Annotated in this window: 12 protein-coding genes; 1 reads left to right on the top strand and 11 read right to left on the bottom strand. The window is 64.0% G+C overall.

What is annotated here, in order from left to right; all coding sequences use genetic code 11:
* Positions 1-228 precede the first annotated feature (228 nt).
* From QD356_RS13200 to QD356_RS13160, 9 genes are all read right to left on the bottom strand, one after another.
* Entirely contained in the window at positions 229-981 is a 753-nt protein-coding gene (locus QD356_RS13200) for an ABC transporter permease (RefSeq protein WP_043334458.1), read from the bottom strand.
* Between the two features lie 41 nt (positions 982-1,022).
* Positions 1,023-1,739: an ABC transporter permease gene (locus QD356_RS13195; protein WP_043334396.1), complete on the bottom strand. Its 717-nt coding sequence runs from the start codon at positions 1,737-1,739 to the stop codon at positions 1,023-1,025.
* Between the two features lie 41 nt (positions 1,740-1,780).
* A complete protein-coding gene (locus QD356_RS13190; protein ID WP_192837392.1) occupies positions 1,781-2,605 on the bottom strand; it encodes a transporter substrate-binding domain-containing protein in 825 nt (274 codons plus the stop codon).
* Positions 2,606-2,780: 175 nt separating this feature from the next.
* The gene (locus QD356_RS13185; RefSeq protein ID WP_043334393.1) at positions 2,781-3,563 is read right to left on the bottom strand and encodes an ATP-binding cassette domain-containing protein; all 783 of its coding nucleotides are present in this window, start codon (positions 3,561-3,563) and stop codon (positions 2,781-2,783) included.
* Positions 3,564-4,163: 600 nt separating this feature from the next.
* Complete coding sequence (locus QD356_RS13180) at positions 4,164-5,186, bottom strand: succinylglutamate desuccinylase (RefSeq protein ID WP_192837393.1); 1,023 nt, start codon at positions 5,184-5,186, stop codon at positions 4,164-4,166.
* Positions 5,183-6,001, bottom strand: coding sequence for a DUF1338 domain-containing protein (locus QD356_RS13175; RefSeq protein WP_192837394.1), 819 nt, complete (start codon positions 5,999-6,001; stop codon positions 5,183-5,185). Before QD356_RS13175 ends, QD356_RS13180 begins: the two co-directional genes overlap by 4 nt.
* A gap of 274 nt (positions 6,002-6,275) precedes the next feature.
* The gene (locus QD356_RS13170) at positions 6,276-6,833 is read right to left on the bottom strand and encodes a lipocalin family protein (protein ID WP_192837395.1); all 558 of its coding nucleotides are present in this window, start codon (positions 6,831-6,833) and stop codon (positions 6,276-6,278) included.
* Positions 6,834-7,011: 178 nt separating this feature from the next.
* Complete coding sequence (locus QD356_RS13165) at positions 7,012-8,214, bottom strand: GGDEF domain-containing protein (RefSeq protein ID WP_192837396.1); 1,203 nt, start codon at positions 8,212-8,214, stop codon at positions 7,012-7,014.
* Between the two features lie 131 nt (positions 8,215-8,345).
* Positions 8,346-9,578, bottom strand: a complete 1,233-nt coding sequence (locus tag QD356_RS13160; protein WP_192837397.1) for a TauD/TfdA family dioxygenase — start codon at positions 9,576-9,578, stop codon at positions 8,346-8,348.
* 199 nt (positions 9,579-9,777) lie between these two features.
* Here QD356_RS13160 and QD356_RS13155 point away from each other — a divergent pair, with 199 nt between their 5' ends.
* Complete coding sequence (locus QD356_RS13155) at positions 9,778-10,701, top strand: LysR family transcriptional regulator (protein ID WP_054555681.1); 924 nt, start codon at positions 9,778-9,780, stop codon at positions 10,699-10,701.
* Between the two features lie 232 nt (positions 10,702-10,933).
* Here QD356_RS13155 and QD356_RS13150 read toward each other — a convergent pair whose 3' ends face one another.
* Complete coding sequence (locus QD356_RS13150) at positions 10,934-11,779, bottom strand: M90 family metallopeptidase (protein ID WP_225996286.1); 846 nt, start codon at positions 11,777-11,779, stop codon at positions 10,934-10,936.
* A gap of 4 nt (positions 11,780-11,783) precedes the next feature.
* The gene (locus QD356_RS13145) at positions 11,784-13,343 is read right to left on the bottom strand and encodes a carbon-nitrogen hydrolase family protein (protein WP_192837398.1); all 1,560 of its coding nucleotides are present in this window, start codon (positions 13,341-13,343) and stop codon (positions 11,784-11,786) included.
* Between the last annotated feature and the right edge of the window lie 14 nt (positions 13,344-13,357).

The following is a 13,357-nucleotide window of genomic DNA, read 5'->3' as shown; positions in this document are numbered from 1 at the left end:
TGTTGGTCATACTGGCTGATCAGTGGCATCAGACACTCCCTCCTGAACACCAGCCGTCTGAGCCGCGGACATAAGGGGGCGTGTCATGCCAGTGGCTCCACACTAGCCCAGACCGAGGCTGTGGTGAAGAGGGTCAATGGACAAATTCAAACGGTCGTTAAACGAGATGAATTCCTGCCGTTATATCCTGATATAAAAAAAGCGCCCTACAAAGGGCGCTTTTGACGTTCAGCTTAACGGTTTCAAGTGTGCCAGCAGGCGTTTCTCCAGTTGCCGGAATATGGCAATGATGGTGAAGGTCAGACACAGGTAGATGGCGGCGACGAACAGGAAGGCCTCGAAGGGCGCGTAGAAGCGTGCGTAGATGTCACGCGCGGCGCCGGTGAGGTCCAGAAGCGTCACCACGCTGCAGATGGCACTGGCATGCAGCATGAAGATGACTTCATTGCCGTAGGCCGGCAGCGCCCGGCGGAAGGCACTGGGCAGAATGATGCGACGCATCATCTTGCCACGTGACATGCCGTAGGCACGCGCTGCCTCCATCTCGCCCTTGGGGGTCGACTGGATGGCACCGTGGAAGATCTCGGTGGTGTAGGCCGCGGTATTGAGCACGAAGGCCAGCAGCGCCGGCACGAAGGGATCACGGAAGTAATCCCACAGCCAGGTCTCCTGGATGCTGGGCACATGCACACTGGTCACGCCCAGCGAGATGTCGAAGCCGTCGAAGAACACCACGCCGTAGTAGATCAGATAGAGCTGGATCAGCAGCGGCGTGCCCCGGAAGACATAGGTGTACAGGTAGACCGGCATCTTCACCCAGCGACGACGCGAGCCGCGCAGAATCGCCAGCGGCACGGCCAGTATCAGGCCGATGAGCAGCGCCAGGCACACCAGCTGCACGGTGGTGACCAGCCCTTCCCAGTAATGCCACAGGGTGGTCGCGGTGAAGATGTAGTTGTCGCTCAGCGCATCCTCGAGCATCTGACCCAGCTGGGTGATGATGCCTGAGGGGCCTGCATCATTCAGTTGTTCCATGCGCTGGCCTCCCCGAATCCGGCGTTATAGCGCTTCTTGAGGCGTGCCAGCCCCCATTCGGACACGGTGGCGATCAGCAGATAGCCCGCCGCGACCGGCAACAGGAAGGTGAAGGGCTCGTGGGTCGCCTTGGCGGCCTCACTGGCGACACGCACCATGTCGACCAGCCCGATCACCGACACCAGGGCGGTGGTCTTGAGCAATACCATCCAGTTGTTGCCCAGCCCCGGCAGGGCGTGACGCATCATCAGCGGGAAGCGAATGCGCTTGAAGACCTTCCAGTCGTTCATGCCATAGGCGCGCCCGGCTTCGATCTGCCCGGCATCCACCGCCATGAAGGCGCCACGGAAGGTCTCGCCCATGTAGGCACCGAAGATGAAGCCGATGGTGACGACGCCGGCAGTGAACTCATCGACATTGACGAAGACGTCGATGTCGTAGCTGTCATACAGCCAGTCGGTGACCATGTTGATGCCGATCTGGCCGCCGAAGAACAGCAGCAGCATCAGCACGATGTCGGGAACGCCGCGGATGATGGTGGTGTAGAGCGTCGCGAGCCAGCGCAGAGGCGTGGAGCGCGACATCTTGGCCGTCGCCGTCAATAGCCCCAGCGCGATGGCCAGCAGCTGGGCCAGCACGGCCAGCTGCACCGTGACCCAGGCACCTTCCAGCAGGCTGGGCCCGTAGCCTTGTAGGTCAATCATGGGAAATCTCCCGTGAAGCGCCGAATAACCCGTTCAGCGGCTTACTGGTGGTTGTCGGACGCAGTGGCGGCGCTGGCGAAGTACTTGTCGTTGAGACGCTTGAGCGTGCCATCGGCCTTGAGCGCTTCCAGGGCACCATCGATGGCCTTCTTGAGGTCGCGGTCGCGCTTCTTCATGGCGATGCCGAAGCCGTCGCCGAAGTACTTCTTCGGCTCGCTGATGGCGCTGCCGGTGTTGACGAAGTTGCCGTCGTTGGCGTTGACCAGGGTGTCCTGACCGACCGGCAGGTCCAGGAAGGCGACGTCGACGCGGCCGCTGTCCATGTCCAGCACCAGGTCATCGAGCTTGGTGTAGCGGCGCACTTCTGCCGTGCGGCCGTAGAGGTCGGTGACGTAGTGATCCTGCAGGTTGCCGCGCTGCACCCCGATCACCTTGCCCGCGAGCGCCTCGGCATCGAGGGTGTCCGCGCCCGCCAGCGGGCTGTCCGCCTTGACGAACCAGCCGGACGGCGGCGTGAAGTAGGGCTCGGAGAACAGCACCTGACGCTCACGCTCCGGATTGATGGTCAGCGCTGACATGATGACGTCGTACTTGCGCGCCATCAGGCCCGGGATGATGCCGTCGAAGTCCTGCTCGGTCCATTCGCAGTGAGTGGCGAGCTGGGCGCAGATGGCGTTGCCCAGTTCGATCTCGAAACCGGTCAGCTCACCGCTGGGCAGCTTGTAGCCGAAGGGCGCGTAGGGCACGTCGATGCCCAGACGCAGCGGGTCCGGCACCTCGGCCGCCTGGGCGGCGCTGGTGGTGATGGCGAAGGTGGAGAGACCGAGGGTGAGACCCAGCAGGGCACGTGTCGCGAACTGTTTCATTACTTGTCATTCCTGAAGTCTTGAACACCTCGAGGCTTGCCGTTGGCGTGGCGCTCGCGGTGCTGAATCATGTGCCGGTCACGGGATCACCGTGCCGGGATGTGCCACAGGCCGAGCGGTTGGCTCAGCGATGGGCCAAGGGCTTGTCATCAGTACTGGTGATCAGGGCGCTTGCTCAGTACTTGGGCGCCAAAAACTGCTTGAGGCGCTCCGACTGGGGATTGCCCAGCACGTCTTCCGGCTTGCCGGCTTCCTCGACCAGTCCCTGGTGCAGGTAGACCACCTGGCTCGAGACATCACGTGCGAAGCTCATCTCGTGGGTCACCACCACCATGGTGCGGCCTTCCTCGGCCAGGTCACGCATGACCTTGAGCACGTCACCGACCAGTTCCGGGTCGAGGGCCGAGGTCGGCTCGTCGAACAGCATCACCTCCGGCTCCATCGCCAGCGCGCGTGCGATGGCGCCGCGCTGCTGCTGGCCACCGGACATCTGCGCCGGATAGTAGTCGGCGCGCTCGAGCAGGCCGACGCGGTCCAGCAGACTGCGTGCGTGGGCGATGGCTTCCTTCTTCGGCTTGCCGAGCACGTGGATCGGCGCCTCAATGACATTTTCCAGCAGCGTCATGTGCGACCACAGGTTGAAGCCCTGAAAGACCATCGACAGGCGCGCGCGCATGCGCTCGACCTGACGCCAGTCCATCGGTTCGCGGCCACGGCGGCTTTCCTTGAAGCCGATCTGCTCGCCATGCACGAAGATGTCGCCACCGTCCGGCTGCTCCAGCAGGTTCATGCAGCGCAGAAAGGTGCTCTTGCCGGAACCTGACGCGCCGATCAGGGTGATGACATCGCCCTTGCGTGCTTGCAGTGACAAGCCCTTGAGCACCTGATTGGTGCCGAAGGACTTGGTGATGTTGCGGACCTCGAGAGGCAGCGCGTCGCTGCTCGGGCTCTCGGCCACGGAAGATCTCATGGTCATGCAGTTACTCCAATCCGGACGTTGCCAGCCCTGGGGGCAATGACACGCCACGAGTCCGCCGCGGGGCGGTCGGGCTCGGGATACAGGTTCGTTGCCGACATGGCACGGCTGCCTGGCACTGCCTTTCACTCTCGCTCGCTGACGTGCGCGACGCAGACGTGATGAGGCGGCAAGGCGTGGCACGGGAGGAGTGGCGGAGAATGCCGTCAGGGGCATAGCCAGTTCCTCACGATCAGTCCGATTGATCGTCGTTCTCGCTGCCAGTGACCGTCTACAACAGGCGAAAAATGCCTGTGCTTGCATGTCGTGGACGGGAAAGGGGGCCGATTCTACCAGCTCAACGCAGGGTTCACCGCTATCTGGCGTGGAGGAATGTTACGACTTTGGTGGAGCCTGCAAGGACGCACGCGGATGCCGTCCGGCCGTGGGGGAGGAGTCTTCATGATCAAGGTCGCCTGTTGTCGTTGTAGTAAGGCTTTCGTCAGTGCAATCGCGCCGGCATCGTGCTGCGCCCTGAGGGGGATGGGCGGGCAGAACGCCGGCGCTTGTGGCTCAGTGCCGGTTTGTTCAGTGTCTGGTGACTCAGTCTGTCGGTGTCGAGCTCTCGGCCAGCAGCAGGGCGGCGCGGGCGCCTATCTCCACCTTCGCGTTGGGAAAGACCACCCGCAGTGGGGTATCGCCGATGATGCAGGGGCCAGCAGCGGCGTCTTCGGCCACCACGCTGCCGGGGGCGAAGGCGGTGAAGTTGGCGACATCCTCGCTGAAGCACAGCGTGAAGTCGGCTGACTGACGCATCAGCTCCACTTCCACCGTGAAGTAGTCGATGGCCTCAGGGTCTGCTTCGGCGGGCGCCGTGCCGGTCGCCAGTGCCGCGAGCAGGGCTTTCATCGGTGCGAGTGCCGCCATGTCGTTGGCGCCGAACGGGCGTACCTGGCCCAGCTCCAGCGTGAAGGCGTCGGCATCATGGTAGTGGCGCGAATAGTGCGAGAAGGTCCAGCTGTGCTGATGCTGGTGCAGCACGGCCTGGATGCCGGCGGCGCTCAATATCGGCCACTGCGATGCGCTGATGGCGTCGCCATCACTGAAGGGCACCACTGCGAAGCGCGGATAGAGGCTGTCACGGATGGCGGTATGCATGTCGTAGTGCAGACGGCGCGTGCCCTCGGCCAGCGGGAAACGAGCATAGAAGGTGTCCACGGCCGCCATCAGCTGACGCGCGCGCGCCGGCTCGTCATCGGACGGACAGTCGTTGCCCGTGACGCTGGCCTCGGCGCGCTTGAACAGCCGATTGAGATTGGTGGTGATGAAGCGCTCGCCACTGCGGATGGCGGGCAGGTTGCCCAGAATCAGCAGCAGCGGCGCCCCGACGATCAGATGGCCGCTCTCCAGTCCCGCGATCAGCTCACCGAGCAGCTCGATGGGGGCGGTCTCGTTGCCGTGGATACCGGCGGAGATCACGCACGGGCGCGCCTTGGGCCCCGTGACGTCGGGGGTGATCTCCAGCACGCCGGGTGCGACGATCTCATAGCGACCACCGGGAATACGGCCCATGCCACGGGCGCTGGCGTGGCCTTCAAGTGTCAGGTCTAGCCAGTCGGCAATCACGAGGCAGTCGGCTCCTGGCGAACATTGGTGGATTCGAAGATCTTGTCGGCGCTGGCCGCCACGAAGCCCTGATACAGCTCGCCATTGGCATCGGGGTAGCGGCGCGCGAATTCGTAGTAGCAGGTGGAGATCTCATGCTCCTCGCCACCGGCGAAGGTGAAGGTCTGGCGGTCGGCGAGGGTGGAGGCCTGCTCCAGCAGCACCTCGGGCGAGCCCTTGATGCGCCCTCCGGCCGGGTTGATGCCAAGGCCCAGCGACTCGACGCGCGTCAGCACCTTGTCGAGAGTGTCGTGATGGCTGAGCGCGTTGACGCTGATGGTGAAGTGGTTGGCGCGCAGGCCGATGATCGACAGCCAGGCCGCATACTCGCTCTCTTCCATCAGGCGCTGATACTGCTCGAAGCTGGGTGCTTTCCACAGACGGCCCGACCACAGCACGGAGGGCTGGGTGGCGGCATCCGGCGAGATCTGACTGACCAGGCCATCGATGATCGCCTGGGCACGCTCGGACAACTCATGGCATTTCAGCTCGGAGAGGAAGACGCGCGGCATGTCGGGTGACGGCGGCAGATAGCCGAAGGCGCGCAGCTTCTTCTCGCGGAAATCATAGGGCGCGAAGCGGGTATAGCCCAGCGCCAGCAGGTGAGGTTCCAGCGCGCTCAGGGTGATCGGCCCGCGATCGAAGGTGCGGAAGGCGACGTGGTCGTTGACGATGGTCTCGCCGTCAGCGATGAAGGCATCCTGAATCTTTTGGGCCTGGGGCGTCATGGCGACGTAGTCATCCCACAGGGCGCTGAAGAACTGCTGGATATCCATGGCACGGGCTCCCTCTGAACTGAGTTGCCCAGTGCAGCGAGGCGTCACTGGCACTGGGCGACAGCATCAAACGATTGGCATCAGGGCAGCGCACTCGGCGAGGCGCTACCCCGGAAGATTGTCAGCTCACCATTGGCGAGCCACGCGCGCGTGACAAGATGCGAGGTCGGTTGGATGAAAGCGGCTGTCCGCACCATATAAACGTCACACGCCGGTTTAGACCTTGGTGTCAGGCCTTGGGTCTAGGGACCGGGTTCGGTGTCAGCTACCGGTGTCAGCGTTCGGTGTCATCAGGAGAGGGGCAGGCGTTGCCCTGTTCGACCTTGATCAGCGCGTCGGTCGCGAAGCCGAGCTCGGCGGCCTGCTCGACCAGCGCCTGGTAGGTGGCGTCATCCAGCTGTGGCTCACGCGCCAGTATCCACAGGTAGTCGCGATCGGCGCCGGCCACCAGCGACCACTGATAGTCATCATCCAGCGCCAGCACGTTGTAGCCGCCATAGAAGGGGCCGAAGAAGCTGACCTTGAGGGCCGCCGTCTTGCTGCCCTGAGTGAAGTAGGCGCGACCTTCGGCCTGGCTCCATTGCCCTTGCTCGGCGTTGTAGCCGCGATTGATGACGCGCACGCCGCCGTCCTCGCGGGGCGAATAATCGGCGCTGACGCAGCTCAGGCCCTCCTCGAAGCTGTTGGGCAGGCGGGCGATCTCGTGCCATTCACCGTAGTAACGTTCGAGCTCGAAGTTCTCGACGGGCTGGGTGCCGGACGGGACTCCGGCGCAGCCGCCGAGGAGACCGAGACCGATTAGAGAGAAGGCAAGATGCGGCAGGCGTGTCATTGGCAGGCTCCATGCGCCAGAACGCCCCATTGATGAGTCGTGGGGCGTCCTGGCGTGATGCGGGTCATGAGGAAAAGGACGCAACGGCATCCTTGTCTCATTGGGGCGTCTGCCGCTGTCTCAAGAGGGAGGGTGGCGCGGCGACATGCTCGAGGCGTCGAGCGTCGAGCGTCGATCGTCACAGTACCAGGCGGAGCGGATTGCCGGTGACGACGACGCCCCGCCCGCGTTGCTTGGCCTCGTACATGGCGCTGTCGGCGCGCGCGATGACCGTTTCCGGGGTGGCGCCCGAGAAGGGGAACAGGCTGATGCCGATACTGGCGCTGACGGCGATGATCAGCGGCTCGCCATCGACCTCCAGCGTGATGGGACGACTGATGGCGTCGATCAGACGTTCCGCCAGCTGCTCAGGACCCTTGCGGCCGTTGCCTTCACGGCTGATCAGTACCAGAAATTCATCGCCCCCCAGGCGGCCGACGATATCGTTGCCGCGCAGGGTGTTGCCCAGGCGTTCGCCGGTGATGCGCAGCACTTCATCGCCGATGGCATGACCGTGGCGGTCATTGACCGGCTTGAAGCCATCGAGGTCGATGAACAACGCGGCCTGCACCGTGCCGAGGGTCTGGATGTCGAGTATCTGGTCGAGGCGTGTCAGCAGGGCGCGCCGGTTGAGCAGCCCGGTGAGCGAGTCGCACATCGCGTGGTCGCGCAGATCGTCCCGCTCGCCGGTGATATGGCATTCATGCAGGAAGAGTTGCCGGCTCTGGCGCTCGCGCGAGTAGGCGCTCATGCCCGCCAGCAGATTGACGGCCATCATGAAGAAAGCCTCGTTGGCTTCCACCAGTACATCGGAGCCAAGATGCATCAGCGCGCAGCTGGCGGTGCAGCCCATCCATATCAGCAGTCCGCAGGCCATGGCATAGATGAACTGCAGCCCCAGCAGGGTGTAGGTCCAGAAGACCACGGTGATCAGGGTGACGAAGTAGACCGGGAAGTCACCATGCTCGTCCTCATGCTGTCCGGCGGCGTGGCTCTCCACCAGGTGCTCTCCGGCGTGACCGTCCCCCACATGGAACATCGCCAGCGTCCCCAGCGCTGCCACCAGCGAGGCCAGGCACAGGATGCCGTTGACGTGATGTCGGAAACGCGGGAGGCGTGACAGCAGGAACAGGCCCAGCACGCCGACCAGAACGCTGGTACGCAGCAGCAGATAGGTCTCGTAGTGATCCAGCAGACTGATCTCGATCAGCCCATAGGACGCGAACAGCAGACAGCTCAGCGGGATGGTGATCCGGCTGAGCTTGTGTGAGGTCTCGATCTGTCGACGCCGATAACGTCGTTCCAGGGTGTCATCCGCAAAGCAGAGTGTCATGGGATTCATGGGGCGATACCTGAGTTGCCAGACTCTCAGGATGCCACTGCCTTGCGTGGTATGCCCTGGAGGAACCGCCGCAACCTTTGCGTGCGGTTCAACGCTATTTCAAGTACTCCGCGGCATGAGGGCTTTCGTGCTCACGACTGAGTGAGGTTGGCACCGGCCAGCTGGCGCGCCGTGACGCGCAGCGCGGATTCCACCATGTCGTAATCCACATAGCAGCCCTGCAGGTGGCGGCGACCGGTCGTCGGGTCGAAGGACTTGCGGCCGTGCATCACGCGGCGGTTGTCGAAGGCCACCATCTGGCCGGCTTCCAGCTTGAGATGCAGGCGGAAGGCCGGCTCCCGCAGGATGCTCCAGTACTGGCGATAGGCGCTGTACCAGGCCTGCATCTGTTCCAGCGGCAGGCGCAGGCTGTCGCGGATCCAGTTGTTGAAGCGCACCTCGATGACCTTGTCGTTGGCATCCAGATGGATCACCGGCTCGCGCACCACCAGGTCGGTGGTCTCGTCGGCAAAGCGGAAGTCCACCGGGGTCTCGGCCAGCAGCCTGAAGGCCTGCGGGTCCCGCTCGCGCAGGGCTTCGGCGACCGCCATGCCGTCTCCGAAGATGGAGTCTCCGCCTTCGGCCTCATTGGCCAGGCAGTAAAGCATCTGGATGTCCGGCGGCTGACGCCAGTTGGGCAGGTCGGTGTGCAGCTCCAGCGCGATCGGCGTGTAGGCGGCATTGTTGGGTGCCTGCTTGGAGAAGACCTCGAAGCGGCCGCCGAAGTTGGTCGCGCGGATCGGGCCGATGGTCGCGGCCACCTGGTCGATCTCGCCACCTGCCGTCGGGCCGGCATCCAGAATCGCGAAGCCGTCGCGGCACAGCGCTTCCAGCCAGCCCAGGCGCGCCTGTCCACCGGCCATGTAATCGGCAAAGGCGGTGACGTGAGGCTGATGGCCCTGCTGCCAGGCCTGGCTTGCGGGGACCGGCGTGGCCGGCGGTGCATCACTCGGACGACGTTGCAGCAACCAGCCGGCATCGAAGCGGCTGGTGTGGCCGTCCTGCCAGACGACGATGAGATTGCCTTGCTCGACACGCATCTGATGCACCGTCAGGGCCGCATCGTCCATCAGCATGAAGGTGCGCTCGAAGGTCTGCGGATGACGGCAGAGATCGCAGGCGCAGTGGTCGCGCAGCCAGATCAGCGGCAGTTGGGTCTGCTCACCGCTGGCCCATGCCAGTGACGCCAGGATCTCGTCGTGGTCTGCCTTCACCAGCGGCGCGCCCTCGTGATGGGGCAGGTATTCCTTCATGTCCCACTGATGGCGTGCCTGTGACGCTTCAGTGTCTTGGGTGTCAGGGGCAGATGCGATGAGAGTCTCCATGGGCGCCGTCCTATGTCGTGTGTGCAGTAGCAGGTGAGCCAACGCGTGTCGCGTGGCTGGGTCGTATGGCTGAGCCGTGACCTGAGAATGAGACCATTGTCCACCTCGTCATCACGGCTGGCCAACGCGAAATATGACGGCCATGACTTAGCTGAGCTAATGTGTGCGATTGACCTTCATGCTCTGACGCGAGATAGCCATGCACGAACCTTCCCCCACGACGCCGAACGCCTTGCCGCGCCCCCTGCCGCCGCTGGCCTGGCTGCAGGCATTCGAAGCCGCTGCGCGCCTGATGAGCTTCACGCGTGCCGCCGAGGAGCTGAGCGTCACCCAGTCGGCCATTAGCCAGCGGATTCGCCAGCTGGAGGACCGCCTTGGCCAGCCATTGTTCGTGCGCCATGCCCGCAGCCTCAATCTGACGCCGGCCGGTCAGGCCTGGTTGCCAGCGCTGCAGGATGGCTTCCAGCGCCTGCAGGAAGGCACGCTGGAAGTCTTCGGCCCCTCGCGCGCCGCACCGGTCAGCCTGCGGGCGACCCCGATGAGCCAGCAGGCCTGGCTATTGCCGCGGTTGGCGAACTTCCACCGTGACCAGCCCGAGATCGCGCTGCGTCTGGTCAGTGCCTTCTGGCAGAGCGACTTCGATGGCGAGCAGGTGGATATCGAGCTGCGCTACGGTCAGGGCGACTGGCCACAGGTGGAGGCGATCCAGGTCGGGGCAGGGCAGGAGAGAATGGCCGTCGTGGCGAGTCCGGCGCTGAGCGCGCAGCTGACCACGGCGGCGGACCTGGCCGGCATGACGCTGCTGCATGCCGCAGGCTTCGCGGTGGGCTGGCGGCGCTGGCTGGTGGCGGCAGATCAACTGGGGCTGGAGAAGACGACCTCCACCATCAGCTGTGATACCCAGGTGATGACGCTGGAAATGGCGCGGCTCGGCATGGGGGTGGCGCTGGTGCATGAAGGCCATTTCCGGCAATGGCTGGCGTCCGGCAATGGCGGGCTGGAGCAGGTCTTCGCGCTGACGATTCCCGCCGAGCAGAACTTCTGGCTGGTGCGCTCCAATCAGCGCCCGATGCGCCCCACCGCACAGCGTGTCTGGGATTATCTGTTGGCGGAGCCACAGTGAGCGATGCAGAGGTGGCTTTTGCGACCCCTGCTGAGCGAGTCGGCGTGTCTGCTGGCGCGCTTTCGAATGATATACCGTTAGCTTGAGGTGGTACTCGGCGCGGTAAGCGGCCGCTATCTCTTCTCTCGCTGTTTCCTCGGCTTGCTCGCGCCTTGTCTGCCAAGCGTGCGGTCATATCTGCCAAGCATGTGGTCATATCTGCCAAGCATGTGGTCAGATCTGCCAGGCGTGGTCAGTCGGAAGGCGGCGGGCAGCGCGCCAATGGCGACTGCTGGAAGAAGCGTTCCAGCAGGGCATACAACGCCGGATAGGCCGCATTGAGCTCATCCGGTGCGCTGAAGAAATACTCGCAGCAGACGGCGAAGCATTCGGCGGGGTGGCTGGCGGCGTAGTCATCGATGGGCGTCGGCTCACCGCGTGACAGGCGCGCGCTCAGGTCATCCCACACGGCAGTGAAGGTGGCGTGCCACTCCGCCGCGCTGATATGGCGTGGCAGGGGCGGAAAGCCATCGGCATCGGTGGCGTTGGCCATGTCGAGCTTGTGGGCGAATTCATGGATCACCACGTTGAAACCGCTCCAGTCACCGCTGGCGGCCAGGTCCTGTTGGGTGACCACCACTGGCCCCTGATACCAGGTCTCGCCGGCGCGGGTGTCCTCGAAGACATGCACCACGCCGGCGTCATCCATCTCTTCCACCTCACGGCGGATGGCCTGCTGCGGCAGCATGATCTCGTGCACGCGAGCGCCGGCGTCCTGCCAGCGCTCGGCATGCGCCCAGCCGTTGAGCAGCAGCATCGCCTGAGCGGCCAGTGCCAGCGCCTCGACCTGTGCGAGCGGCTCGGCGCTGGTCAGCTTCCAGTCACTCAGCTGATGGCGGGCGCGCCGTTCAAGACGCGCCAGTGCCTCGGCGTCGAGCCCCTCGAGGATCGGCAGGCGCTCGCAAACTGCCTGCCACGCCTCATCCGGCGCTGTCTCGCCAGCAGGGGAAGCGGTCGAGACAGCGCCGGCGTCGGGGGCTGACATATCACGGCCGTGACGGGCGGAGCGCTGCCACAGCCGTTGCCACCAGTGCGTCATCGGCTCAGTCCTGACGGCTGCCGGACTTCCACGACCAGTCACGCAGACGCAGCTCGAAGAGGTCCTTGCGGCGGTCCTTCAGGTTGGTCACCGAGCCTTCGCTGCGCACCACCTTGAGACGCTCCAGATCGAGATCCGAGAACATGATCATCTCGGTGTTCGGCGTGGTCTCGGCCATCACCGCGTCATGCGGGAAGGAGAAGTCCGACGGCGAGAACACCGCTGACTGGGCGTACTGGATGTCGAGGCTCTCGATGGACGGCAGGTTGCCGACGCTGCCGCAGACCACCACGTAGCATTCGTTCTCGATGGCACGCGCCTGGGCGCAGTTGCGCACGCGCAGGTAGCTGTTCTTGGTGTCGGTCCAGAACGGCACCATCAGGATGTCCATGTCCTGATCGGCCAGCAGGCGCGACAGTTCCGGGAACTCCACGTCGTAGCAGATCAGCATGCCGATGCGTCCGGCGTCGGTCTCGAACACGGCCAGCTCGTCACCGCCCTTGATGATCCAGTCGCGGCGCTCCTGCGGCGTGATGTGCAGCTTGGCCTGACGGTCGATCTCGCCATCGCGGTGACACAGGTAGGTGACGTTGTAGAGCTCGTTGTCGTCACCGATCTCGACCATGGAACCGGCCACGATGTTGATGTTGTAGGCCACCGCCATGCGCGAGATTTCCTGCTTGAAGCGCTCGGTGAAGCCGGCGAGGTAGCGGATGCAGCGCACCGGGTCACTCTGGTCTTCCAGCAGGCCGATCAACGGCGTGTTGAACAGCTCCGGGAAGACGGCGAAGTCACTCTGGTAATCCGACAGGGCATCGACGTAGTACTCGACCTGTTGCAGCACGGATTCGACACTGTCGAACTTGCGCATCTGCCACTGCACGGCGCCGACGCGAATCATCGTCTTGCGGCTTTCCAGCACGCGCTCGGCGGGCTCGAACAGGATGTTGCTCCACTCCAGCAGCGTGGCGTAGCCCTGGGAATCCTCGTCTTCCGGCAGGTACTGGCGTAACAGGCGCTTGACCAGGAAGCCGTTGGCCAGCTGGAACGACAGGATGGGGTCATGGATCTCGCGACGCTCCACCTTGTCGATGTACTCGGAGGGCGAGAGCTCGGCGGCGTATTCGTGGTACTGGGGAATGCGCCCACCGGCCAGAATCGAGCGCAGATTCATCGAGCGGCACAGGTCCTTGCGCGCCTCGTACAGGCGGCGACCGAGGCGATAGCCGCGGTAGTCGACGTCGATCAGCACATCCAGACCGTAAAGCGCATCGCCATCCTCCTTGTTGAGGATGATCTCGCGTTGGCCGATCAGGTCGTCGTACTTGTGCGGGTTGGAGAAGGCGTCGTAATCCACCAGCGCCGTCAGGGCGACACCGACCAGCTTCTCGCCATCCTCGATCACGATCTGGCCATCGGGGAATTCGGCGATCAGGCGGTTGATGGTGTGCTCAGGCCAGGCGCCACCGATGTCGTCGTAGATGCCGTCCATCAGGCGCTTGAGCTGGGGGTAGTCTGATTCCTGCAGGTTGCGCAGGTTCAGGTGCAGGTCTTCGACGGACATCGAGACTCCTTGGA

Source organism: Cobetia sp. 2AS, assembly GCF_029846355.1.
In the GTDB taxonomy this organism is placed as follows: domain Bacteria; phylum Pseudomonadota; class Gammaproteobacteria; order Pseudomonadales; family Halomonadaceae; genus Cobetia; species Cobetia amphilecti.
Note: the sequence above shows the minus strand (reverse complement) of the source record. Positions and strands in the feature narration are given on the sequence as shown.